This is a genomic window from Candidatus Acidiferrales bacterium (genome assembly GCA_035515795.1).
Taxonomy (GTDB): domain Bacteria; phylum Bacteroidota; class Ignavibacteria; order Kryptoniales; family JAKASW01; genus JAKASW01.
Map to the genome: position 1 here is coordinate 11,873 of DATJAY010000036.1, position 25,118 is coordinate 36,990.

Below are 25,118 nucleotides of genomic sequence, written 5' to 3' on the forward strand. Positions count from 1 at the left end.
TTTCCGGACCACTATGCCGTATTGCTTGACAAAGGTGAATCGTTGAATTAAATTGCAAAGTTATGGTTGCGGTTGTCAGGGAACAATCGGATGCAGGCAGGCCTGATAGGTCGGGAAGCCTGTTCGAACTTCTGCGTCAGGAACTAAGCCTCAGGAACTACTCGCACAAGACATTTTCGGCATACAGAAGTTGTCTGAGGAATTTTGTGAATTTTTTTTCGCCGAAGAATCCGCGCGAACTGAATGAGAGTGATATTCGCAGGTATTTATTATACCTCATCGAGCAGAAACATCTTTCAATATCGAGTATTAACCAGGTATTCAACGCAATCAGGTTTTTGTACGTAGATCTGTACCAGCAATCGTTCAAGGTCGGTTCAATCCCAAGACCGCTTAGATATAGAAAACTGCCGACGGTTCTGAGTGAGGAAGAAGTTCTTCGAATTCTTGATTCCGTGCGAAACATCAAGCACAGATCGATTCTGAGCATAATATATTCAGGTGGCCTCCGTGTGGGCGAGGCGGTAAAATTGAGGGTTTCCGACATAGACAGCAAGAGGATGTTGATTCGCGTATGCGGGGCGAAGGGAAGGAAGGATCGGTACACGCTTCTTTCGGATGAGACACTTGAGCTGCTGCGGGATTACTTCAAGAAATACAGGCCGAAGGAATTTTTGTTCGAGGGAGCGAATGGGCGGAAGCATTATTCAGAGCGAAGCGTTGAATCGATCTTTGCAGATGCTAAAGCGGCTGCTCAAATAAGGAAGGAAGTCACGGTACACTCGCTGAGGCATGCATTTGCGACACATCTTCTGGAGTTCGGGACAGACCTGAGGTACATTCAAGAGTTACTTGGGCACGCGAGCAGCAAGACCACGGAGATTTACACGCATGTTACACATAGTAAGCTGGGCAGGATAATGAGTCCGCTGGATCGTGCCCGGAGGAAGATAAAGGAGAAATAAACGCAATGCGTATATCACGCCATAATGGGTGCATAAACGCAATTCGGTTATACAGTAGTTAGCTGAAACTGTTTTGCTTATTATATCATGAAAGGCCTGAATTAATGTCGTATGGTTTTCAAGATGGCAAGACGCTGCTGAGAGAGAGCCTGACAATACTCGGTCGCTTTCCGAAATTGAACGTTCCACTTGCGTTGACATGGTTAATCTACGTGCCAACAGCATTCTATGCTAAGTTCTTGTTTCCTTGGGAGCAGGCTGGCATCCTCAAAGATTTTGCATTTGCTCTGTTGGCAATTTTGATCCTTTCTGCAACAATTGGCTTCTCTTGTCTTGTCCTCCTTGAGATGCTTCGTCAGCAGGAAAGAGGAGAAAACATAAGTATCTTCCGTGCTTTTTTTCATGCTATCTTCCCGGATCTTCCCAAGGCATTCCCAGTCATTTTGTTGTGGATACTGGTTTGGTTTGGGCTTACGATCGTCGAGTTCTTTTCGAAGCCATTAAGCTCAGCTGACTCGAACGAGCAAGCGTCAGCAGATAGTGCAACAAAAGCGTTAGCTGGACTTACATCAACTGCAGACTTCACCCAAGCGTTGTATCAAGCCGTGAAGAAGGGCCTCCGCCTGGTGGTCTTTCTTGTGCTGCCTGCCGTGGCGTGGGATCATTTATGGCCAACCTCTGCCATAAAATACGGAAGGGATATGGTTAAGACACACGTGAACGCTTTTTCGAGTGCCTTTGTCTTGACAGATTTTGCTACATGGATGCTAATGATTCCGACTTCGTTTCTCGTAGTCGTAAGCGTGAAATGGAACCTTGCGCTGGCAGATCCTGTGTGGTACGCACTTATCCCAGTGTGTTCGCTCGCATGGAGTTTTTCTCTCTTTGTCGAGCAAATGTTTGCTGCCCAACTCTATTTATGGGACCTCAGGTGGCGGGAAGCCTGCAAGGTCGCTGCAGAATCCAACCGAGCCCTACCAAATTTGGAGAGTGTTGCGAAGCCATCAATCTTGGAAATTTCACCAGAACTGGTGGCCGTAGGCAAACTGGGAGGAAGACGTTCTTAATGGAAGCAAAACAGCTTCAGCTAACAAGCAGGAAGAAGACGCTCAATTATTATATATCATGGTGTTCGCTTCATTGCTCTCGCCCAAAGTCTCGACGCTACGCGACATTTATAGCGGGCGAGAGCGACGACTTCTTCCTGCGGGACGTTATGTGCAACGCGCCGAAACAGGCAACTCTATGCTATCAATTTTGTGAAGGGCATTCCGATGGCTGCAGGTAGCGAAATGTTAAAAGCAGCATTTGTGCGAATTCTCGTGGTTGGAGGTATAGTGATCGTCACTAGTTATGTCACGTTTGGATCTATCGCTTTCGAACCATTATCGCTATGGTTTGAGTTCGTAGTGAATGGCGTTACAATCACATTGGCTTACGCGGCGTTAATGTCAGGGCGAGTGTGGAATGTGGTTGTCGCTGAGATGCTTTGGTGCGCATTCACACTGCTAGTCGTGCCGCTCCCATATGGCCACCGGGGGAATTTCGTCATGGTCACTTCGAACGTAATTGCGCTTACCTTGGCTGTCTATCTTTACATTTTGGTGGTCAACAGACACATCGTTAATGTTCCGATTCTAAGGCTCATCGTGGCAGTCCTGCTTGTCGGACTCGCTCACGCGGTGGTCGTCATTTTCCTACCACTGGCAGGCGTAGAAGTATGGCTTCATCCAGGTAGGGTTCTTGAATGGAGCATTTTATATGTAAAGAATGGCATGGCAATAGGTATAATTTGCGCGATCGGCATGGAATTGTCTGAGTATCTTATCAATCTGATCGTAGCTCATCGAGAACGAGTCTGCTGACATGCTATTGACTGGGCAAATACCTGTGAGACTGGTGCGCTGCGCATAACATGCGGGACAAAGACGCTCGACATTTGTATATGCAACGTACTCGCTTCATGGCACACACATTATATCAAGAAGGAACGCGCCACGACTTTGTTCCGCGAGACGTTATCTGTCATGGACGCCCGCACCATGAAATAGAAGGGCTATAAGTTAACAAGAAATGGAGGATTATATGAGAGGATTAATCATGTTGTGCTGCTTCGCCATTCTTTTGTTTGGATGCAGCCATACATCAGTCGGCCCAAGTCCGAATGCGCCAGCGAATACCGCGATGTACAAGCTAGCCTATGTGAATTCGCTTGCAGGGTCGTATGGGAAAGGATTACAGTTGGTGATAGTTGAGAATGGTACTGGTGGAGTAAATACTGACGGCACGTCAGAGGAGTGGCTGTATGCTTACGTAGCGACCTCGACGCCTCACGCGACCTATTGGTTCCACGCAAACGAAGGTGGAGTTGCATACGACAGCACTGGCGCGGCACTTCCAGGAATGGGAATCATAAATCAGACATGGTTCAATAGCGATTCCGCTCTCGCTGTCGCAGAAAAAAACGGCGGGTCCCAGTTCAGAACGCAGAATCCGCATTGCATAATAATGGCCGCCCTTGGCGAAGCAGTCGTGCCGAATCCGAAGGCATTCTGGTATGTATCATACTACTCAACCGATAACAAGACAGTCTTTGTCCAAATCAATGTTGATGCGAGCAGCGGTGAAGTTTTTGTCCTCTAGCTATAATCGCCTCTTGGAACATCGCGGGCGTCCACGAACAGATAACAACCGCAAAGAAGACGCTCGATTATTGTATATGTATATGATGGAGCTCGCTTCATCCCGATTGCCGCAGGCCATGGAGCTACGCACATTTGTAGGCGGCAATCGGGACGACTTTTTTCTGCGGTACGTTATCTGCCATTTGCACTGAGTGATAAATGAAAGGAGGAATAGATAAAATGAAAATGATGACAACGCTCGCATTGATTGCTATCCTCATTGCTGGGTGCGACATTCTCAAGACGAAGTCCAACGGTAATGGTGGACTCACCGCAACGTTTTCCCTCACCGATACGACTGGGCACGTGGCCACCGTGTTCCACTCTGGCGAGCAGTTTTTAATGTCTTTTTCCGTCGTGAACACAACCAACGATACGCTGACCTATCATTACTCAGAACCTCCCGTGATATTCAGTATTCTAAAGGATGGTAATGTGGTGGCTTCATCAACTGACGGATATGTGTTCCCCATGAACGTTAACGCTGGTTTCGTAGCACCTGGGAAGGCGCTTGCAGGCTCTTGGAAGGCTCCGAATACTCCAGCTCAGAATCCGAAGGTTATGCTAGCTGCGGGTACCTATCAAGCTAGCGTATCATTTTCTCAATTTGAGGAGGCGAAAGTAAATCCCGTGTCCACGATAACCTTCTCAGTGATCCAATGAGACCCTCCGCACAAAGTTATGGTGGACACCATTCCGTGCAAACGGCAGATAACAACGAGAAAAGAGATGCTCGGTTATTATATATTATGGTGCTCGCTTCACGGCGCGAACATTATAAAAGAAGGATCGCGCCGCGACTTTGTCCGGCAACACGTTAGCCGACACGCGACATCTAACAAGCGTTTAGGCTGAAGCACAACATAAAGAGGATACAGTGAAGCACGCACTTATTTTCATGACGTTAATGCTGGTGGCCGCTGGTTGCACCAGCACCAAGAACCCGGTCTCTGCAGGTTCAGGTACTTTACAATACATCCTAACCACTGCCAAGCAGACCTACACTGCCGGCGATACGCTACATTTCACGTTGAGTGTTCATAATGTCGGTTCTGCGACAGACTCGGTCGCTATTGGCGACGCTATATTGATCACATGGTCTCTGAAGAATACTTCTAGTGCCGTGATGTACTCTGGTCAAGCTCCCACCGGTAATTTGATAGGCCTAGTTCCCGTGGCTCCTGGCGACTCAAAAGTAATCGACGCATGGACGCACGGCTTGACCGACTCGTCCGGCAGCCCCCTCCCGACAGGGTCCTATACGTTCGCTGTGGACTATGGCACCCACTTCGCTTCTGCAGATTTAAGTGTACAGTAAATGTCAAGGCATCGGGTTACTTCAGGGAGTTGCGCGTCGGCTAACAAGCGAGAAGAAGACGCTCGCCAATTTTATATGTCGAGCTCGCTTCATGGCGCGAAGCGCCACGACTTCTTCCCGCATCACGTTAGGCGAAATGCGCGGCATGGATGTAAACCATGAGAAGTGAATTGATGAAATACAAGTTCCTTTTGCGATGCTTCTCTTTTATTTCCCTTTCAACTATTCTGTATCCGTCATCAGGCAATGTTGCAGGTGTCGGGAATGGAGGTTCAGATTCGACCAGACCTTCAATAACAAATGCAATCCAGAGGCTTGAAAAGGCAATGAAATTTAAGTTCGCGTTAGGCTTCTTGATTAGCCATCGGCGTCTCTTGAATCTCGAATACTTGGAGGACTCTGACACGACACGAATACGGATGGAAAGAAACCTTTTTGCTGATAACCTGATTGAGAGATTTGAGATCGCAGATTACACTTACGATCTGTGGAAAGTTAATTCGATGAGGGGAGACAAGGAATACTACTTGCTCACCGATTCCACATTAAATGGAACAGGCGAACTCGATCTTTTTCTCTTCGAAGCAGGCCAATCGCGCTTTTGCGATTCACTTCAGTTGAGTTCTCGAGATGAGGGATTGTATCAATTTACCCAGTTAAACAATCATAGCGTCATCAAAGTCGAAAGAGCCTTTGATGCAACGGGTTACTACCGAGAAGATGAAGCTTTCGTGGGAATAAGCGATGAGAAGTTTCAGGATCTTTTCGATTTTATAAGGCTTGAATTTTACCGACCGGAAGACGAAGAAAACGCGAAATGGAAAGTTCAAAAAATATCTTTCGTTGATCTGAACCAGGACGGCTTTGTGGACATTGTTGAAAGCGAAAAAAAGGAAATAATAAATATCCCCGAAGCTGAATGGGGAGCATTTGCTTCAACTAAACTTTGGTTGAGAACAAAAGACAGCAATTATTTCTATGACCTGAAAGCCGAGAAGGTCCTCTCGAAAAAGCAATACAAATATCTATGGGACGAGAGAAGATGCATCTTTTCCAAGGTGCCTTAATGTGTTCAACCGAGAAAGAAAATGAATAGTCTAAAGCCGCACACTTCGCCTAACACGCGGAAAAAAGACGCTCCACATCTGTATATATCGTGGTCGCTTCATGTCGCGCACGTAGTGGGCTTCAAGGAGCACGGCACGAACGTGATTGCCGCGGACGTTATGCGTCATCGGTTTGCGCGAACCGGAAGGGAGCACACGTGAGAACATGTATCGATTTATTGCTGGTCGTTGTCCTAAGTTGGGCTGCCTCTGGATGTCAGGGCATCCTTGGTCCAAAGTCAGATGGCAACTCCAATCAACTTCTTCCGTTGCACGTTGGGAACCAATGGGTTTACAGCGTCACCGTGTTTGACAGCTCTGGCAATCAGACATCGTCCTATCTCGACACCGCAGTTGTCAAAATTGATACTACAATTGCGGGCCTAACATGGTACCTTGTTCCCACGCTGCCCGGGATTGACACAGAACCTGGTTTATACCTCACGTATTATGCTAATGAGAACGATGGACTTTGGGAGCGGCTCTCGTCGCATGATACAGTATTCCAAGTATTCTTCTTCAAGTATCCGGCCAATGAAGGTGAATCTTGGGAAACTCACCCCAGGGATTCCTCATGTGTTCGGGCGGCTGATTGCCAACTCTCAGTGCCCTACGGCTCGCTGCATTGCATCAAGTATCAGATGGGTATAGAGTTCTCGCGCTATGACAGCGTCTTCGCATACTTCAAGCCGGGCCTCGGTCTCGTAATGTTCGAGGAATACCTTAACAATGGAAACCAGTTTTACTCCGGCCGCTTTTGCTTGGCCGCCAAGGCTGTCTTAGTGAGTGCATCAGTAAAATGAACCATCACGCAAACCGACGAACGCATAACAAGCGGAAGAAAGACGCTTCCCGATCAGGAGTATATCGGGACAGGCTATTTAAGGATCGCTTCATGGCACGCACATTATATAAAGAAGGAGCGTGCCACGACTTTGTCCCGCCAGACGTCAGCCCCAATTGTTTTGGATGACTTGATAAGATGCTAGACTTGCTTCATACGCCTCGACGAAAATCAACCTTTGCGATATTCGCGTTCGTAATGATAGCCCTGTCGCCGATTCTTAACATTATCGACTGGTACCAATCCGACCAGAAGCTCGTCTTCGTGCCGATTGGAATTGACTCGCTAACGATAACAATTTGGCAGTATCTTCTTCTCTGGTCGATGTTTGGTGTACCGTCAATCATTTTCACCTCCGTTTGCCTGGCAGGATATCCTGGTCGCAAGAGTCTTTTTGGTTTCAATAAGGATCGCCCAGTATGGAGCACCGTATGGAGTATTTTATCAATAGGCACCATTGCCTATGCTACGTTCATGTATGTTGAGCCAAATTCCAGGATCATGGTGCTTGAACGACTCTATACGGTTCTCCTGGTGGTGCTGGTCTTACATCTTAGAACCGCTGTTATATACTCGAATCTCTTTGAGAGAGCGCACAGTATCAAAGCATAGTGGAAACCATAAACGGCAAAACAATTTCGCCTGACGGCCAGAAAAAGGACGCTTCCCGATCAAGAGTATATCCCGCTCATTATTATTAGAAAAGGAGTATGCGGGATGCCGCAAGGCGGCATCGGGACAGGCTATCCCTGATCAAGAACATATCAGGGCAGGCATGGATCGCTTTCCCGAACACGATGTTCGGGAAGCCGATCATCACGGGATGTTATTTTGGATCGGCTCACGGCGCACACATTTTATGTCCTAGAGAGGCGAGCCCCGATCTTCTCTTACTGCATATTTGTGAAATTCCAAACCAGACTTTCCGGAGGTATTGATATGGGAAACTTAAACATTGATGCGGGCAAGCATCCGTCAAAGAAGTACCCGACAATCGGTGTCTGTGGTCTTGATTGCGGTTTATGTCCAAGGTTCTACACCGTAGGCCCATCGAGATGCCCGGGGTGTGCTGGTCCCGGCTTTCATGACAAACATCCGACATGTTCATTCATAACCTGTTGTGTAAAGAACAAGAATCTTGAAGTCTGTTCGCAATGTTCGGATTTTCCATGCGCAAAGTTCAAAAGCGCCGAAGAATACGGGCTAGCGAATGAGTCTTCTTCGTATCCATCATCCAGGAAAATTTTGCCGAATTTGTGTTTCATTAGGGAACACGGGATCAAGAAGTTTATGAGTCAACAGAAGAAACGTATCGATTTGCTTGAGACCATGATAGAACAATTTGACGATGGAAGATCGAGAAGCTTTTTCTGCAGAGCGGCCATTTTTCATGATTCTGCGGCCTTGGCGAGCTCAATTCGGAAAGCGACAAAGATAATTGAAGGTAAAAAGATTAAAAAAAACGATAGGAAAACCAAAGCAAGGATTCTTAAAACAGTCATTAATGAGATCTCCTTGACAGAATGATAGAGATGTAATTGTTTACAGTACTTCGAGAATCTTTCCCGGACAGCGTTTGCGAGTTCGCGGGACAGGCGGCTAAAGGCACTCATCATCATAGAACAAGACTACGAAAGACCAACAATGCAGATGACGATTAACCTCGGTGATTTTCATGATAAACTACCCATCGATTAATCCGCTCGCACACAGCATGATCCAACAGATATAACTTTTTTATGAAAAAGAAAATAGCTTCTGCAGTATTTCTTATCTGCCTGTATAGCGGCGCGGCAGAGGCGCAATCATTTGCCTTTGGCGATCACTGGTATAATAACCCGTTGGGCTTTTCTCCGTTGGAGCTCCACGCAGCGAACGGATTTCTTATTCCTGCAGCGGCAGTCACTGCCTGTTTGCTCTTAACAAATAACGACACATCGCTAACGAACCGATACTCATTCTATAATGAAGATGGAGTATCGTGGGGTTACAAGATTCCTTACACAACCCTGTTTCAAGATAACATAGGCATCACCTACGGTTTGCGGCGATGGATGCAAGCGGGAGCGGAGCTGAGTTTTTATTTTCCCAGAGACGAATACAACAATACCGCAGGAATTGGAATACGGCCGTTCGCGAGATTTTTCCCTGTGAACGGGGAAAATTGGAGATTATACTTTGAGTGCGGAGCAGGTTTGATTTATTTCTTTGATAATTTTCCGAAGTCAACTTATGCCGACCCTCGACTCGGCACTTATTTGAATGCCACGTCAAAGTATGGCATCGGGTCTGGAGTCAATCTGGACAAATCGACGTCGCTCGTGTTTGGCGTGAGGCATATCCACGTGTCCAACGGAAATCTTGAAGGATCGAATAGGAACCCATCGCACGACAGCAACGGCTTCTTCATCGGCTTCACTTACGAACCGCGCAGAAGCCTGCCATAGTCAGACCGGCAATCTTCAAGACTGTTTGCACATGATGGACACGTCTTCCTTGTCAAAATATGAAGCGAGCGTCTACATCGGACTCGATTCAGGAAAGAACCGATACGTTGCGCATTGGCTCGACTCATTCGGCGGAGCAGGCGCACGGGTCGTCGGTATCGGGCCGCTGTCACCGGAGAAGATAGAGATTGTGTACCCCTATACGGAAGGAGGCTTCAGAAATCTCTTCACATACGACGCACAAGCCGACAGATGGGAGCTTCTCATTGAATCGGAAGACGCGGGCGATCGTCGGAGATTAGTTGATGGATAAAAGACTTAGGTTTAAGACAAGGCTAGAATATCATAACTGGCTCCAAAAGAATTGTTCGACGAATGAACCGATATGGATAGAATTTTATAAAGACGGGACAAAAGGGATAACATATGATGATGCCATCGAAGAATCATTATGTTTTGGATGGATCGATTCTCTGATAAAGAAGGTCGACGAAAAGATTTACGTAAGAAAGTTTTGCAGGAGGAGATCAAACAGCAAATGGTCCGAAACGAACCGGAAAAAAGCGGAAGAATTAATCGAGCAAGAACTAATGACGCGACACGGATTGAAAACAATTCTAGAAGCAAAGAGTAACGGTCAGTGGGAAAAAGGAGACGAAAGAGAAGAGATTATTAACGTCAGCGGGTTGAGAAGTGTATTGAAAAATAAATTAAGAAGCCTCACTGAATTCGATAGGTTAAGCGAATCGTTAAAGAAACATTACTCGTTGTTTTATTTCTCAGCTAAGAAGGAAGAGACCAGAAACAAAAGAATAGAATTGATAATGGAATATATGAAAACAAAAAAGAGATTTATGTAGAAGTTCTCAAGTCAGTGACTACGTTATAAGAGGAAATATTATGCTAATAGGTGCCCATTGCATCATACACAGCAAAAATCCTGATGCCGATCGCGCCTTCTTCAAAGATGTGCTGAAATTGTCCAATGTGGATGCCGGCGATGGCTGGCTCATTTTTGCACTCCCACCTTCTGAAGTTGCAATCCATCCGTCAGACAAAAACAGCATTCATGAATTGTATCTAATGTGCGAAGACGTCGATCAATTTGTTTCCGAGATGGAGAAGCTCGGCATTCTGTACAGTCCTGTCGAGAATCGGGGTTGGGGACTGCTTACAGAGCTCACATTGCCGAGCGGAGGCAACCTCGGAGTATATCAGCCTCACCACGAGAGACCCAGGACCGATAATAAACGAACACAACGCAGACCCGTAAAACATTTACCCAGGAAGACGAGAATTCGGCGTAAGTGAGGCGGCCGCCAGCTTGCGAACACTGGTTGGTTCCTAAATTTCGTGCAACAATGTGTTTGGACGTTCGTTAACCTAAGAAGGTGACGGCTTGACGGTAATCCCTGACGGCGTTCTATGAACGTGCTCGGCTATTTCTTCGCGGGATAGGTATATTGAATGTTCTCCTCTTTCATCTTGATCGGGCGAACTTCAATTCTGGCGGTGGTTCCATATTCGAACTCCGGATTGCGTTTGGCGATTGCTATGGCTTCATCGATGTCCATTACCCGGACATGATAGTAACCAACGATCACTTCTTTGGATTCGCTGTATGGTCCGATGTCCCAGGTTCCATTCGAGCCGGAGATCATTTTTCCTTCTCTCGCGAGCGGCTGCGCGGAGATCAGCTTTCCCTGTTTTGTCAGATCATCTATGTATACTCTGCACTCCTCCACAAATTGTTTTTCACGTTCAGGTGACCAATTCGCCTGGTGATCATGATGGTTGCGTATAAGTAACATGAATTCCTTCATCAGTTTCACTCCTTTCATTAAGCGCAGGATGTTTTTGTATTCAACCACCATCAATACACAAGAGTTCCATTTGAATTGCGCCATGGATAATGCCAGATAACTCACACAAAGGCGATTCTGATTAAATATGCGTCGGCATGATCAACTCGATTATTGCCCGGAGTATGTCCATGCCGAGATTCTCCGTATGCCATTAAGTCTATGCCGCTCTCTTTACGATCCCCTTCCCTATGCGATAGAAAATAAAAGTAAATTTCGTTTGATACGAATTGATAGCGGCAGGACTGAGACAATCGTCCGGACGGGCCGTCGCCACTTATCTCATCTCTGCGACAAACTTCGCAAGCTCATCCACCAATTCCGCAGGCGACTCTACTTCGTATTTTGCGGCAGTGCTGTGGTGCTTGTTGCCTACGAAGATACTTATCCCGCCCATCTTGTTGACTTTCTTGAAGCCGAATTCGTCAGTTGTATCGTCGCCAAAGAAGATAGGAGTTCCCTGGTTGCCAAACTTTTTTAATATCAACTCAATCGCTTTACCTTTGTCCCACTCCACGGGCGCTTTTATCTCGACCACCTTCTTCCCGTGGAAGACATCTATCCTGCCTTTGCGGACAGGGCCGGAAATAATTTTGTCCAAATCCCGCAAAAGCGGTTTTACCTTTGTCGGCTCGACAGTCCGGTAGTGGATAGAAATGGAATATTTTTTCGAGTTTACTCGTGACCGGTAAGGCCGAAGAACTCTCTTGATTTTTTTCCCAAGCGAAGTAATGTAGCCTGAAGACTTTGCGGAATTCGGCTCGACGAACTTCAAGCCGGGTCCTTGGATTTCAACTCCGTGGTTTCCCGAATAATAAATTCCGTTAATCCCAACGAGTCTTCTGAGGTCTGAGAGCTTTCTGCCGCTTATGATTCCGATGGGAAAATTCTTCCCAAGCTCCTCGATGACGCGCTTTGCCTTCTGAGTCAAACCCGCCTCCTCCGGAGTTGGAACAATTTCTGCAAGTGTGCCATCAAAGTCGAAGAAGAAAACAGGGTTTTCGTCCGCGGCTTTCGCGAGGATCTTATTCGTGAATTTCCGAGGTGACATGCAAAGTCTCTTTCAGTATAGTTATGAAAGGCAGAAAGTGACAAAGGCACACGGGCTCAAAGGAAGAGAAGGCTCATGAAGCGCCCTGACTCTCTGACTTTGTTACATCGCGCGTCCGTGCCCGACATGAGAAATCTACAGATAGACTAAATCCTTATCATAGAACAGCGATAGCGACAGTAAAAGATAGTCGCGCAGATGCCTGGTAATCAAGAAATTCTGCCTGATATGTTCCCTGCCGTTCCTTCCGAGTTCACCTGCAAATGCCGAATCATTGATCAGCTGCTTGATCCAGTATGCGGTTCCTTCGATGCTGTGGGTCAGGATTCCGTTATATTTGTGCTTGATCTGCAGCGGGATCCCGCCGACGGCAGATGCAATTACGGGTTTCGATTTCCAAAGCCCTTCCGCAACTGTCAACCCGAATCCCTCCTTCAAAGATTTTTGCAGGATGACCGTCGACCCTCTTTGAAGGGCATTTATTTCCAGATCGCTCGATGGCGGAAGAAGGAGCACAAAAATATCTTTATCGCCTTCGGCGGCATTCCTCACCTCATTCAGGACTCTATCACCTTCCGGATCATCCGTTGCGCCGCCGCCGGCAAGGACAAGCTGACAATCGACATACTGCTTGACGAGCTTGTAGGCTTTTATCACACCGACAGGATCTTTCAAATAATCGAAGCGTGAAATCTGCGTCACTACCGGACGGGTTCGATCTATGCTAAATCTGTCAAAAATGTCGCTCACATAAGACTCTTCAAGATCACGGTTCTTATCACTCAAAGGATCAATCGACGGAGAAATCAAGAACTGTCTCGTTTTTAACGGTCGGCTGAAAGCAGGAGCGGAGAAAATTGCCCCGTCAAACCGCTCTATGAAATCTTTCAAGAACAGCCATACGTTCTCTTCTGGCTCGGAGAAGTCGATGTGGCACCGCCACACCCATTTGTTATCCAAGTGAGAACGTTGTTCAACCAACCCGATCGGCTGCGGGTCATGGATGAAAACCACGCTGCTATCGAAATTCATGGATCGCCCGTTGTTCCGGTCCACTTCGAGAAAATGATTCCACTCATCGTCGGTGAAACTCTCACTGACTCCGTGCAAAGCGTTATGCATCTTCTTGGTGATTGTAAAAAATCTTTCGCCGCCCTTTATTACGTCCCATCTCGCTTGAACTCCCAGTTCGTTCATCATCGGAACGAGCCGCGTGAGTATCTCCGCCACTCCTCCGCCGACTGCGGTGGAATTCACGTGCTGGACAGTCAGGGAACGCGCCCTATCGCCGATAGTGAACAACTCATCCATGACGGGTTTTCCGACGATGTCTATGTAATCCCTAACCTGTGCCATGACCAACAATCCTTAAGAGCCTCGCTCTCAGGCCTTCGAGCGTGAAAGTGTAGGGATCGAGCCGCGAAATCAAATTCGCCTCCCGTTCCCTTCCCGCTTCACGGAGCCAAATGGAAAAATCATTGTCTCCTTTCTCGAGCCGGAGCTTCGCTTCGAACATGTGGAAGTAAATCGAGTGGATACTGACAGTCATCAGACCTTCTCTGAATTCATTTATGTCGCGGGCAACTTTCCCGGTCGGGACAACAAAAATACGGGAACTCATGAAATGGAACTCTTCACCTTCGGGAGACCTTTGACTGACGCTGTGATCGGCCGATTTCAAATAGTCGTCCAGTAGCTCAAGGAAACGGCGCCTGAGGTCGGCAAGCCGGGTAAATTGCATAATGTCGATGCTTGCGAGTCTCTCGCCCGCCACGTCATCGTTCAGTTCATTTGTCACCCAATACGCAAAATCATTCGGCGGCTCGGGAGAAAGAAAGTGGTGCTGTTGTAAGAAACGGTGGGTGTGGTGGTAAATCGATGAGAGGGGGACCGTCCGGATACCGTCCGCCAATTCCGGAAGAGTAGCGGCTTTTCGCCCCAGCATTTCCGTAAGAATCAATCTCGATTTGAACTCGAAGGGAGCACAGCTCATCGAGCCCTTTTCCTTTTAGCCTTCCGCCCGTTTGTTCTCTCGGACGGCTGCGGCGCCTCGTCCGGGCGGACTTCCCCATTAGCATCGTCCAGATGCACCGTGCGAATTGGGAATGGAATCGAGATGTGTTCTTTGTCGTATCTTTCCTTCAGCCGTTTTATGAACTCATGTTTCATCAAATATTGGTCAACATACGTATTCCCGCGCAGAATCACCGAGAACTTAATTGCTGAATCGCCGAACTCGTTAAACCGAATGAACGGCTCAAATCCTTTCTGCGCCCCCTCGACGGATCTCTGAACTTCACGCGCCACTTCGACCGTAACGTCCTCTACTTTCCTGAGGTCGCTCGAATAATCTACGCCGAGATTAAAAACGATAGATATGTCTGGCTTTGGCTTTTCGTAGTTCGTCACTATTAGATTCGCAATACTCTTGTTCGGAATAATGACGTGATTACCTGAGAGTGTCCTGATGACGGTCGCACGCCAATTGAGATCTTGGACGAAGCCTTCATCGCCGCTGCTCAGCCGGATATAGTTCCCCACCTGAATCTGTCGTGCGACGAGTATCTGTATGCCAGAAAAAAAATTTGACAGTGTCTCCTGAAGTCCGAGACCGATTGCGATGCCGCCGACACCCAATGCCGTCAGCAGCGGAGCTATGGAAACGTTCAAGCCATCGAGGATAATGAGAATCCCTACCGAATAAACCGTAATCCTTATGACATTCTTCAAGAGAGTCGTTGCAGAGGCCAGGCCGACGATGACCGATCTGTAATACTCGATTATCTCAGTACCGATATTAGAGACTACTGCAGTAACTGAAAAGATTACGAGGACGCCGAGTATCTTTGAAGAAACTTCCGTAATTGCCTTCGGCAAATCTTGTGTCTGCACTGATACATAAAGCCCGAGCGCAAGCGACCACAGGATAATAGAGCTCCGGACAGACGCTACCACGACATCGTCAAAACGCCACTTCGTTCGTGCGGCCAGCTTCGCGAGGCGACTCATCACCACCCTTTTGAACAACCAGCCGAAGAGGAGAGAGCCGGCAACAATCGCTGACGGAGCTACGAGCTGCTCAATTATTGACAGCGTCAGCACCATATTCTACAAACTCGAAATTGAATATTTCGCTCAAAAGTTTTGCCGCCCACCTGTAGACGTTCTGATGACCGACTACTTCTCTCATCTTGCTCATTCTTCTCTGACGCTCATCGGGCGACATCTCGACCGCCGTTTTTATTGCATCCGCCAGCCCGTCAGTGTAATAAGGATTCACCAGCAACGCATCGGGCAGCTCCCTCGCAGAGCCCGTGAACTCGCTAAGTATCAATGCCCCTTGCAGTTCGTTTCGCGCCGCCACAAACTCTTTTGCGACAAGGTTCATCCCATCATGGAGCGACGTAACCATGGCTACGTTTGCGATGCCGTTCCATGCGGTCACTTCCTCTTTGGAGTGATTCGCCCGTGTCATCATTATCGGCTTCCACCCCGAAAACTGGTACTTCTGATTGATGCTGACCAGCAACTCATTCAGAGAGTCATTGAGCTCCCTGTATTCAGGAATCTGCATCCTGCTTAGGGCGCCTAATTGAACGAGCACGAATTTGCCCAGGTACTGAGGGTTCTTCTCAAGAAATCTGTCAACTGCATGGAATCGCTCCGCGATTCCTTTTGTGTAATCAATCCTGTCGACCCCGACGGCAACTATCTTGTCTTTCAGCCTGTACTTCTTGACCAGTTCGTTTCTCAGGTTTCCTATACCCGCGCTTGAAGACATGTCGGAGACGTACTGAAAATCAATACCGATTGGAAATGCCCGGACAAGCGTGGTCTTTCGGCCGCGCGTTACGCGCGAGAGGTCGTATTCGACTCTCGACTCGAGATACCGGTTGACGGTATCCAAGAAATTGATTAGATGATATTGGGTCTGAAACGCCAGGAGATCGTTGTATAACAGACTGTCGAGCAACTCTTCCTTGAATGGCAGAATTCGTACCACTTCGCTATTCGGCCACGGTATGTGCCAGAACTGTGCAGTAACCACGTTGCGAATCCTCTCCTTGAGCATCTTCGCAAGATTCGCAAAATGGTAATCCTGGATGAACACGAACGCAGGCCTGTCCCCGACGATATCTGCAACGGCGTCTGCATATTTCTCCTGAACCTCTTTGTAGATGCGGTAGTCGGATTGTTCGAATCGCGGCCTGACATAGGCAACATGGCAGAGCGGCCAGATCCCGCCGTTTGCAAAATTATAATAGAAGCCCGTCTCTTCTTCTTTGGAAAGGAACACGCGTTTCAGAGTAAACTTCGGGTTCTCGGGAGGGCACGCAACCTCATTTGATCCGTTGATCACCAGGTTATCGGCTTCACCCGATGCCTGAGCAACCCAGTATCCGCCGCTTGCTTCCATCACCGGATCCAGAGCAGTAACGAGTCCTCCGGGCGGAACGTAGCACTTTATTTCGTCGCCATCAAAAAAATGCACGTACGGTTCCCTGTTGGAAACCACAATGAGGAGTCTGTCGCCAAGCTTGGACTGGATAAGCTCGGATAATCTATCCTTTGTCCACATATAGTTAATATAAAAACATGCCGGAGAAAACCAAGACTAACCAGATAGAATAACTGGAACGGCAAATGAAAAGAAAAACACGAGGCAAGCGACAACAGCATGAGACAGGATTTCTGGTCCCCGACTCTTACTTCTCGCCTCTGGAAATAGTAGAGATGCGTGGAGTCTCCGCCTGAGGCGAATGCGGCTTCGGCGCAGAACCCCGGTCCGAAATTTTGTGGAGATGCGGGGAGTCGAACCCCGGTCCGAAGATAGGACTCGATGAGCCTCTACGTGCATAGCTTCGACCAAAAATTTCATCCCACACTACTTGCGAAGCAAAGCTATGTGGGACAATCTCGACTGAATATTTTCGTCCGACCGCCGAGAACCTTCAGACGAAAAGCCTGCCTGAGCGACGCCCATTCCAAAGCCGACAGACAGAACTTTTGGATGGACGGGTTACCTTTTTTTAATTAGGCAGCCAATGCGTAGTTATTGTTCGCATTTACAGTTTTACCGATTTTTTAACGCGGCACCAGTAGAACCTCGGCACGCAACTCACCGCTTCCCGAATCCTCGTCGATGCCAATATCATCCCCAAATTTTTCAAAGAACAAGCGCATCTGAAATTTTCTTGACCAAGTCAGCCACCTCACCTAAACTGATTTTGCGGACGGATCGTTCCAGCTCATGCGCCATCGTTGAAATTTCAGGATAACCGAACGATTTCGCCGTGCCGCCGATTTGATGAGATAACCTGCCGACGGCATCCCAGTTTGAATCTACGACTGCCGATTGCAGCGCCTTTATTTTTTCTGCCATGTCGTCATGGAACAGAGTTTTCAGATGTTCAAAACCCTCGTCGTTGCTCAAGAGTTATATATCTCTAGAATCTGGTTCGCAAAAGTTTTCGGTTCGATAGGCTTCGGCAAGTAACCGTCGAACCCAGCTGCCTCAAATCTCTCTTTGTCGCCACGCATCGTGTAAGCGGTAAGAGCGATGACCTTGATTTCTTTCGTCGACCTGTTTTCTCGTATCTGCTTCAGAACCTCCACGCCGTCTATTTCAGGGAGCTGGATATCAAGCAGAATGACATCCGGCGATTGTTTTTGGAGAAATTCGAAAACTTGCTTCCCGGAATCGGCCTCATAAACATTATAGCCGCTTTTCTTGAGCAGGTATACGGCAAGCTGGCGGTTTATCGCATTGTCGTCGACGACCAAGATATCTTTCATGGGTTACACATAGAATATACTAACCGCGAGATGCAAAGGCAATCACGAGAAATCCGACTCATTGATCCAAATCTGACTTTCCGCAGTTGCCCCTGAGATAAAGGTTAAGATACTCATCATAAGTTTTCAGCAGCAAGAGGTAAGTGACGGAACTGTAAACTGCACCGTGGGCGCCAGGCGGAAAAATCCTGAGGTCTACATCTTTGCCGGCATTCTCCAAGGCCGTCAGGAGCTGCATCGTGTTGATCGGGTGAACATTATCATCCATCATCGAATGAACGACAAGCAACTTACCTTTGAGGCTGTCGGCGTAAGTCATGCAGGAGCTTCTGATGTACCCGGAGTCGTTTTGGGAAAGAAGTCCCATGTAACGTTCGGTGTAAATATCGTCGTACAGTCGCCAATCAGTCACAGGGGAATTTGCTATTCCAACTTTAAATATTCCGGGATGCGTCAGCATCGTGAAGACAGTGCTATAACCGCCATAACTCGTCCCCATGATCGCCATCTTTGTTGAATCGACGTAAGGAAGTGATGTGAGGTAACGCGCCGTCTCGACAAAATCGCGGCTTTCCCAATAACCTAAATTATCATACACGACTTTCATAAATGCGCTTCCGTAGTTTGCATTGCCGCGGTTATTCACATTCACGATGATGTAGCCGTTTTGCGCCAGCCACTGGTCCCATCCGGAGGCATCGAAAGAGTTGTACACGCCGTGGGATTCCGGTCCTCCGTAAATCGCCATTATGACCGGATATTTCTTCGTCGAATCGAAGTCGATCGGCTTAATCATAGAACAATCTAACTTGACGGAATCGGACGTTGTAAAACTGAAAAGCACGCGCGGGGAGTATTCGTGACTTTGAACAAATTCGCCGACCGAAGCGTTGTCTTCCAGTTTTTTGACCATCTTTCCGTCGGTGCTCCACAATTCAACTTGACGCGGCTGCCCGACATTCGAATAGGTGTCGATGTAATAATTGCAGTTAGGCGATAAATCGAAAGCATGAAATCCGGATGCTTTCGACAGACGTTTTTCTTTTGTTCCGTCGAAATTGATTGAGTAAATGTTTTCTTCCAGGGGAGAAGCTTCAGCCGATGTGTAATAAATAATTTTCTTGTCCGGATCTATCCTCAAAACTTTTATCACGTCCCAATTCCCCTGCGTCACCCGGTTCAGCAACCTACCATTATAGTCATATCGATAAATCTGATAGTAACCGCTTCTATCTGAGACCCAGAAGAACTCGCGTATCTTATCGGGAAGAAACATCATGTCATTCACGTTTGTGTAAAAATTAAAAATTGCAACCCACGTGTTATTTTTCTCCTCCATGAGCAGCCGCCGGCTACCGTCAGTCACATTGAAAAAATAAAGCTTGAGGTCGTTCTGCGCCCGATTGAGAACGATCATGGCAAGTATATTCGGCTGGCTGGTCCAGTAAACTCTTGGAATGTAAAAATCTCCGTTTTCACCAGGATCCAGCCTTATATTCTTCCCCGTCATTACATCGAGGACTCCGATCCGAACTCTGGGATTCGAATCGCCGACCTGCGGTATAGGAATCTTCTCCCATTCGTTGTGGAGTCCTTCATAATTCGAGATCTGTATCTCGGGGACCGGACTTTCGTCGAATTGCCAGTAAGCGATGTGCTTATCGTCAGGCGACCAATTCCATGCCTGCGCCTGACCGAATTCTTCTTCATAGACCCAATCGTAATGGCCATTGAAAATTTCTCCGGTCGCGTCGTTTGTCAACTGAGTTTCCTTCTTCGAAGCGAAATCGTAGACAAACATATTCCCACCGCGCTCATATCCAACCATGGAACCATCGGGAGATAATTCTGCCGTCCTCGCACTCTTGGCGGCGACTTTTAACTCCTTGTTATCTAAAGAATAAACATAATAATCCGAGATCCCGGACCTCCGATAAATCTTTCTGAAATTCGTCTGGAATAAAATATGTTTCGAGTCTCGCGCCCACTGAAAGGATTGATATTCAAATTGTCTATTCGTGTCGGGAAAAGTCAATCCTTGCGCATCAAACACAAGTTCATCCTTTCCAGTCCCCGGATCGAATGAGCGAATCTCTTCATGTTTTGTTGAATCGTTGGTCGCAATGTACGAATATTGCTTGCCTCCGTCGATCCAGTTCAAGCTTCTCGGTCCGGATTTTCCCGTCAGTATTGAGGTTGAACGAAGCGCTTCCTCTATGTTTGCGTAGGCCTTTTTCGATTGAGCGTCCGCAAACGACGGAATCGCGACAACCAGAAGTAACATGGTACACAGACTATGGTTCTTCATGACTCCTTCTCTCCCGATTTTCATCTGTAATGATGGCACAATTTAAAAGAAGCTGCGGGAATACTCAAGCATACAGACTCCGGTTCAAATGCAACCGACATCGGCATTTGAATTTTCGGCCGTCGTTTCATAAATAGTACAAAATGGAGAAAACGATGAAACCACTTCCCTTTCTTTTCATTTCACTGTTCGTCGCCGGAACAAGTTATTCACAGACCGAATCCTCAAGGACTGAGATCAATTCAGAAATAACGGTCTCTGCAGAAGCAACCGTTTCTGCAGAACCTGATATAGCAGAGTTCCATCTCGCCATAGTATCTAGACAGCAGCTCGCGACGGACGCGTTCAAACATTACGCGAGCACTTACGGAGCTCTTCAGAGTTCTCTCGGTGAATTGATCGATTCGAAGGAGTTGAAGACGGGAAAATTGTCTATAACTCCTTCTTTCAATGAAAAAAATCCCGACCAGACGACGCCGATTTATTATCAGGTGTCTGCACTCATGACACTCTCGGTGCCTCTCTCGCAACTCAACAAACTCCTCGCTCAGATTACTTCCGTAGAAGGAGTTACCATTAATGGGATCGAGTTCCGTGCGAAAAACCAGGACAGCCTGCAGACCGCTGCTCTGGAAGACGCGGTTAAGAAGGCACATGAGAAGGCTCAGGCAATCGCAAAGTTAGAGAATCTCAGAGACCTGAAAGTGAAAACCATGACTACTTCCATCTCCCGTCCTCCTGTGCCATTTTACGGCGCGCGAATGGAATCGATAGCGGCGGCCCCATCATTGAATGCCTCGGATGTTACCGTTTCGGCATCCATCACAGTTACCTATTCGGCTAGGTGAATCTCCTTCTGAAGAATCCCGAGCTGGTTGTCACGTGTTCCGGCAACGCGAAGCGATTCAAACGCGGTTCAGAAATGAATGATGTCGGAATCCTATCCGGCGTGGATATTTACATTGAGGACGGTACAATAAAAAAGATCGGGAAGATTACGCCGGACTCGGACTGTGATGTTCTTGATGTTTCCGGAAAAATCCTTGTTCCGGGATTTGTTGATCCACATACTCACGGAATTTTTGCAGGCACGGGGGAACACGAATTTGCGCTGCGTGCAAAAACGACGGTCCCCCTTGAAACCACATTCGACAACTCCGGGATTCTGGAGACCGTAAGAAAGACGCGCGAGGCATCGAAGTCATATCTTCGTACTCACGCCGAACGCCGATTAGACAAGATGTTGAAATGGGGAACCACGACCGTCGAGATAAAAAGCGGTTATGGGCTCGATTTTAAGAACGAGATAAAACTCCTCGAAGCTATTCGAGAAATGGAAGCTGAGCTAATCCCTGACATAGTCGTAACATTTCTCGGCGCTCATGTAATTCTACCTGAACACGACCATGACGCTTACATGAATATTTTGACGGAGGAACTTATTCCTTACATTGCCAAGAAAAGACTCGCGGACTTCTGCGACGTCTTCTGCGATAGAGAAGGTTTTACAGCTGAGGATGCAAGAAAGATTCTCGCTGTTGCCCGCGACCAAGGTTTCAAGTTGAAGATGCACACGGGCTCAAGTTCCACAAGCGGCGGGGTCAAACTTGCCGTCGAACTCGGTGCAACATCAGTCGACTGCATCGAAAAAATTTCTTCGGATGAAATCGAACTTCTCTCGCGGAGCGATACCGTCGGGGTGATCTTACCGGCCACGTCCTGCTACCTTCGAGCCAGACCTGCGCCGGCAAGAGAAATGATCGACCAAGATTGTGCAATTGCAATCGCCAGTGATTTCGGTCCATGCACCTCGATGGTCGATAATATGCAGACGACCATGTGGCTGGCGATCTGCTTCAATTCAATGACCGTCGAGGAGGCTCTGAATGCCGCGACAATCAACGCTGCCGCCGCCCTCGGGCTGTCGGACGTATTGGGAAGCATCGAGGTGGGAAAGCAGGCTGATGTCCTTATTGTGGATGCAAAAGACTACGCATATCTTCCGTACCACTTTACTGAGAACAGAATCGAGAAAGTTGTGAAACGAGGGATAGTTCTCGAATTCCCTTAAGTGTAGGAGATAAAATTTATCTGCCTGCTGCTCATCATGCCCGAGATTTCAGCTTACGGCAGGTTCGTCAATTGCAAACTTCTTTTTCAAGGGGTCAATTGAAACGAGCGTCCCAATCGGCAGAGTCAATTTCATAGGCAGGTGGCCGTAAGGGATGTTCGTCACGGATGCTCTTCCATCGGAAAGTAAATCTTTCCTGAATATTTCTTCCAGGGTTCGATGAGGCTTGTCAGGCTCCTCGGGAGCACAATTGGTAAACTGGCCGAGCGCAAAAGCCGAGACGCCTCGCAGGATCCCCGCAAGACGAAGCTGGGTTAACATTCTATCGATCGAATACGGCTCCTCCGAGACCTCCTCAAGGAGAAGCACGCCGCCGAAAAAGTCCGGGACATATTCGGTACCAAGGATCGATGTGATCAGAGATAAATTCCCGCCCAAGAGCCTTCCATGGGATTTCTTTTTCCCATGAAATGAAAGCCGATAATCTTTGTGGCTCTTTACGACGCCGGTTTTTTTATGGCTCGTAATCATTTCGAAGAACCTCTCCTCCGTAAACGAGTCGACTTTTTTGCCGAACCCCACACCAAATTCAACTGCCATCATGGGACCGCTGAATGTTATCATGCCGGTTTTCTTGAAGATGGCAAGCTGCAATGCTGTGATATCAGAATATCCGACAAGGATTTTGGGATTCTTCCGTATCGTTCCATAATCGATCCTGTCGAGTATGCGAGGTGTACCATAGCCGCCGCGCGAGCAGATGATCGCCTTCACGTTTCTATCGGAAAATGCCTGGTTTATGTCTTCAGCTCTTTCTTCGTCAGTGCCCGCGAGGTAGCCTTCTACGTTAAAGACGTTTTTGCTTATAGTTACCCTGTAACCCAATGACTCAAAATACTTCGCTCCACTATGCACCTTTTCCGATTCAAGAGGCGCACTCGCAGGAGAGATTATCGAAATGAGATCACCTTTCTTAAGTCGTGGTGGTTTGATTACGTTCATTCTATCAGCGCCTAAATGAAAATAACCTTGCGAGTGTTGAAAATGCAAATTTTGTTATGAAAAGGATTTTCAGCTTGAAGAATTAGGCCCGCAAAATTATATTATTGCACTAAAAAGACTTTCTTGATCGGACAGGTAGCTCAGTTGGTAGAGCAACGGACTGAAAATCCGTGTGTCGGCGGTTCAATTCCGCCCCTGTCCACCAAATTCGCGGGTTTTAGTCAGGGTGGTTGAGACGTAGTTGACTTTCTGCAGTGCATTATGGCACAAATGACTTTCACGAACCTCTCCTACATTATGCTGTTAGACCATCAGCTTTCTAAGCCGGGGGTTGCATGTTCGAGTCACGCACGGCGCGCCGATTTTGATGGTTCACGAAAGGCTGCGGTATTTTCTGGTTACGCTTTTATTCTTGCGATATTATAAGAGGATACAGAGGGGTCGGCCTTCCGCCAGCGGTTTGTACACGATCACCAACTTATCATTGGTACATAGTATGGGGCGGGTCACAGTGACCAGTCGTTATGAAGCAGAGGATATCCGTTCCAACCATGTTGTTTCCACTTCATTTTGGTTTGCGGCTTTGACGAGTCGATCCCTTCGGTTGAAGTCTTCCGACGGTATTCGTGAGTGAATCAAGCGTTGATGTGACTTTTGCTAATGCGGCTGACATTACATTGATCGATGACATTAATCTCTTGTCGTCAATTGCAATGCTGTCGACCCTTCCAGACAATATCCGGACCTGTTCTGCTAAATCACCAATGTGTGAACCTTGAGTTTCGATGATGCCCATTTTATCCTGAGAAAGGTGAAGTTCAAAACGAAGCTCACTGATCCACTTATCATACTTATCAGGGTACAGTGCGTCATTAAGTAATACTGTATCCGGAGCAAAGTCTTTTTCAAGCCTATCAATATCGGCACTGACCGCTCCACATTCCTGAACAGTTGCGGCCTTCTTGATTGATTCACTTATGTCATTGCACTTTGACTCGAACGATTCTACAATTGAGTAGTCCAATTTGACTTGAGCCGTACCCATGGAAACAAAAGCAAACGTGACACCACAAATAACGCTCAATGCACTCGCGAGATATCTCATTTCGTATTCTCCTTCTTGCCTCCATCTTTTGTAAGCATGATCGGTTTGTCGCGGCCGTCGACTAATTCAATGAAAAGGGTCCTTTGATTAAATCCAGGAGACAAAAGCCCATCTTCTGAAACCGCTATTTTATTTTCGAGTACAAGACAACCCTCAGCCTGTCGGAACACATATACGTTTTTGAACTGTGGCCCGGTAAGGTAATAATACCCTTGTACATCTCGAATGATATCGATCAAACGACCGCTGACATTGACGGAGTCATTTGTTTCTTCATACAGCAGGGGTTTGACATTGAAAGAAATGCGGTAACGATCTTCTTGTATCATACCACCCGCATCGACCTTAAGCTCATTTTCGATGGGCCACGAAAAGTTCGCGGACTCAAGTGTCAGTGAAGAACACCCGGCCGCTAATAATGAAGACAGGCTAGTCACGAATACCACAACATGCCCTTTCAAGTAATTATCCCATATTTGGATCATACTCGTTCCTTTGATTTTGTAGAACAAAAAGCTGTGATCTTGTAAAAGAAATGTAGGCAGTGTTAAAGAAGGAT

At 47.4% G+C, this 25,118-nt stretch carries 28 protein-coding genes, 1 tRNA gene and 1 other RNA gene; 17 read left to right on the forward strand and 13 right to left on the reverse strand.

Annotated features, from left to right (window positions below; translation table 11 throughout):
* Positions 1-62: 62 nt before the first annotated feature.
* The 14 genes from xerA to VLX91_15550 all read left to right on the forward strand — a co-directional run bounded on the left by xerA (position 63) and on the right by VLX91_15550 (position 10,675).
* Positions 63-965, forward strand: a complete 903-nt coding sequence (gene xerA / locus VLX91_15485; GenBank protein ID HUI31612.1) for a site-specific tyrosine recombinase/integron integrase — start codon at positions 63-65, stop codon at positions 963-965.
* Between the two features lie 104 nt (positions 966-1,069).
* Positions 1,070-2,032 (forward strand): hypothetical protein, encoded by a 963-nt coding sequence (locus VLX91_15490; GenBank protein HUI31613.1) that lies wholly within the window; start codon positions 1,070-1,072, stop codon positions 2,030-2,032.
* A 207-nt stretch (positions 2,033-2,239) separates the two neighbouring features.
* Positions 2,240-2,830, forward strand: coding sequence for a hypothetical protein (locus VLX91_15495; protein HUI31614.1), 591 nt, complete (start codon positions 2,240-2,242; stop codon positions 2,828-2,830).
* 220 nt (positions 2,831-3,050) lie between these two features.
* Positions 3,051-3,608 carry a hypothetical protein gene (locus VLX91_15500; protein HUI31615.1) on the forward strand — a complete coding sequence of 186 codons (558 nt, stop codon included), beginning with the start codon at positions 3,051-3,053 and terminating at the stop codon, positions 3,606-3,608.
* A gap of 200 nt (positions 3,609-3,808) precedes the next feature.
* Positions 3,809-4,312: a hypothetical protein gene (locus VLX91_15505; protein HUI31616.1), complete on the forward strand. Its 504-nt coding sequence runs from the start codon at positions 3,809-3,811 to the stop codon at positions 4,310-4,312.
* A 244-nt stretch (positions 4,313-4,556) separates the two neighbouring features.
* A complete protein-coding gene (locus tag VLX91_15510) occupies positions 4,557-4,967 on the forward strand; it encodes a hypothetical protein (GenBank protein HUI31617.1) in 411 nt (136 codons plus the stop codon).
* A 173-nt stretch (positions 4,968-5,140) separates the two neighbouring features.
* Positions 5,141-6,034: a hypothetical protein gene (locus tag VLX91_15515; protein ID HUI31618.1), complete on the forward strand. Its 894-nt coding sequence runs from the start codon at positions 5,141-5,143 to the stop codon at positions 6,032-6,034.
* Between the two features lie 21 nt (positions 6,035-6,055).
* Positions 6,056-6,235, forward strand: coding sequence for a hypothetical protein (locus tag VLX91_15520; protein ID HUI31619.1), 180 nt, complete (start codon positions 6,056-6,058; stop codon positions 6,233-6,235).
* Positions 6,232-6,876: a hypothetical protein gene (locus VLX91_15525; protein HUI31620.1), complete on the forward strand. Its 645-nt coding sequence runs from the start codon at positions 6,232-6,234 to the stop codon at positions 6,874-6,876. The genes VLX91_15520 and VLX91_15525 overlap by 4 nt, the downstream gene beginning before the upstream one ends.
* A 239-nt stretch (positions 6,877-7,115) precedes the next feature.
* On the forward strand, positions 7,116-7,529 hold the full coding sequence (locus tag VLX91_15530) for a hypothetical protein (protein ID HUI31621.1): 414 nt from the start codon (positions 7,116-7,118) through the stop codon (positions 7,527-7,529).
* A 1,127-nt stretch (positions 7,530-8,656) separates the two neighbouring features.
* Positions 8,657-9,364, forward strand: coding sequence for an acyloxyacyl hydrolase (locus VLX91_15535; protein ID HUI31622.1), 708 nt, complete (start codon positions 8,657-8,659; stop codon positions 9,362-9,364).
* A gap of 49 nt (positions 9,365-9,413) precedes the next feature.
* A complete protein-coding gene (locus tag VLX91_15540) occupies positions 9,414-9,677 on the forward strand; it encodes a hypothetical protein (protein HUI31623.1) in 264 nt (87 codons plus the stop codon).
* Entirely contained in the window at positions 9,670-10,224 is a 555-nt protein-coding gene (locus VLX91_15545; protein HUI31624.1) for a YdeI/OmpD-associated family protein, read from the forward strand. The genes VLX91_15540 and VLX91_15545 overlap by 8 nt, the downstream gene beginning before the upstream one ends.
* 40 nt (positions 10,225-10,264) lie before the next feature.
* A complete protein-coding gene (locus VLX91_15550; protein HUI31625.1) occupies positions 10,265-10,675 on the forward strand; it encodes a hypothetical protein in 411 nt (136 codons plus the stop codon).
* A gap of 128 nt (positions 10,676-10,803) precedes the next feature.
* On the opposite strand, the gene VLX91_15555 is transcribed toward VLX91_15550, so the two are convergent.
* From VLX91_15555 to VLX91_15600, 10 genes are all read right to left on the reverse strand, one after another.
* The gene (locus VLX91_15555; protein HUI31626.1) at positions 10,804-11,187 is read right to left on the reverse strand and encodes a YciI family protein; all 384 of its coding nucleotides are present in this window, start codon (positions 11,185-11,187) and stop codon (positions 10,804-10,806) included.
* Between the two features lie 316 nt (positions 11,188-11,503).
* Positions 11,504-12,277 carry a trehalose-phosphatase gene (otsB, locus tag VLX91_15560; protein ID HUI31627.1) on the reverse strand — a complete coding sequence of 258 codons (774 nt, stop codon included), beginning with the start codon at positions 12,275-12,277 and terminating at the stop codon, positions 11,504-11,506.
* Between the two features lie 135 nt (positions 12,278-12,412).
* On the reverse strand, positions 12,413-13,633 hold the full coding sequence (locus VLX91_15565; GenBank protein HUI31628.1) for a glycosyltransferase: 1,221 nt from the start codon (positions 13,631-13,633) through the stop codon (positions 12,413-12,415).
* Positions 13,620-14,270, reverse strand: coding sequence for a DUF5752 family protein (locus tag VLX91_15570; GenBank protein HUI31629.1), 651 nt, complete (start codon positions 14,268-14,270; stop codon positions 13,620-13,622). The genes VLX91_15565 and VLX91_15570 overlap by 14 nt, the downstream gene beginning before the upstream one ends.
* Entirely contained in the window at positions 14,267-15,379 is a 1,113-nt protein-coding gene (locus VLX91_15575; GenBank protein HUI31630.1) for a mechanosensitive ion channel family protein, read from the reverse strand. Before VLX91_15575 ends, VLX91_15570 begins: the two co-directional genes overlap by 4 nt.
* Positions 15,357-16,856, reverse strand: a complete 1,500-nt coding sequence (locus VLX91_15580; GenBank protein HUI31631.1) for a trehalose-6-phosphate synthase — start codon at positions 16,854-16,856, stop codon at positions 15,357-15,359. The genes VLX91_15575 and VLX91_15580 overlap by 23 nt, the downstream gene beginning before the upstream one ends.
* A 215-nt stretch (positions 16,857-17,071) precedes the next feature.
* Positions 17,072-17,437: a transfer-messenger RNA gene (gene ssrA / locus VLX91_15585) on the reverse strand.
* A gap of 7 nt (positions 17,438-17,444) precedes the next feature.
* Positions 17,445-17,711: an Hpt domain-containing protein gene (locus VLX91_15590; GenBank protein HUI31632.1), complete on the reverse strand. Its 267-nt coding sequence runs from the start codon at positions 17,709-17,711 to the stop codon at positions 17,445-17,447.
* Complete coding sequence (locus tag VLX91_15595) at positions 17,708-18,073, reverse strand: response regulator (protein ID HUI31633.1); 366 nt, start codon at positions 18,071-18,073, stop codon at positions 17,708-17,710. The genes VLX91_15590 and VLX91_15595 overlap by 4 nt, the downstream gene beginning before the upstream one ends.
* A 58-nt stretch (positions 18,074-18,131) precedes the next feature.
* Positions 18,132-20,381: a S9 family peptidase gene (locus VLX91_15600; GenBank protein ID HUI31634.1), complete on the reverse strand. Its 2,250-nt coding sequence runs from the start codon at positions 20,379-20,381 to the stop codon at positions 18,132-18,134.
* A 155-nt stretch (positions 20,382-20,536) separates the two neighbouring features.
* Between VLX91_15600 and VLX91_15605 the strand changes: the two genes are divergently transcribed.
* Positions 20,537-21,229, forward strand: a complete 693-nt coding sequence (locus VLX91_15605; protein ID HUI31635.1) for an SIMPL domain-containing protein — start codon at positions 20,537-20,539, stop codon at positions 21,227-21,229.
* Complete coding sequence (gene hutI, locus VLX91_15610) at positions 21,226-22,452, forward strand: imidazolonepropionase (protein HUI31636.1); 1,227 nt, start codon at positions 21,226-21,228, stop codon at positions 22,450-22,452. The genes VLX91_15605 and hutI overlap by 4 nt, the downstream gene beginning before the upstream one ends.
* Positions 22,453-22,500: 48 nt before the next feature.
* Here hutI and VLX91_15615 read toward each other — a convergent pair whose 3' ends face one another.
* Positions 22,501-23,454, reverse strand: a complete 954-nt coding sequence (locus VLX91_15615) for an LD-carboxypeptidase (protein HUI31637.1) — start codon at positions 23,452-23,454, stop codon at positions 22,501-22,503.
* Between the two features lie 129 nt (positions 23,455-23,583).
* On the opposite strand from VLX91_15615, the gene VLX91_15620 reads away from it, so the two are divergent.
* A tRNA-Phe gene (locus tag VLX91_15620) sits at positions 23,584-23,659 on the forward strand.
* 360 nt (positions 23,660-24,019) lie between these two features.
* Here VLX91_15620 and VLX91_15625 read toward each other — a convergent pair.
* Complete coding sequence (locus VLX91_15625) at positions 24,020-24,559, reverse strand: hypothetical protein (protein HUI31638.1); 540 nt, start codon at positions 24,557-24,559, stop codon at positions 24,020-24,022.
* A complete protein-coding gene (locus tag VLX91_15630) occupies positions 24,556-25,044 on the reverse strand; it encodes a hypothetical protein (protein HUI31639.1) in 489 nt (162 codons plus the stop codon). The genes VLX91_15625 and VLX91_15630 overlap by 4 nt, the downstream gene beginning before the upstream one ends.
* Positions 25,045-25,118 lie beyond the last annotated feature (74 nt).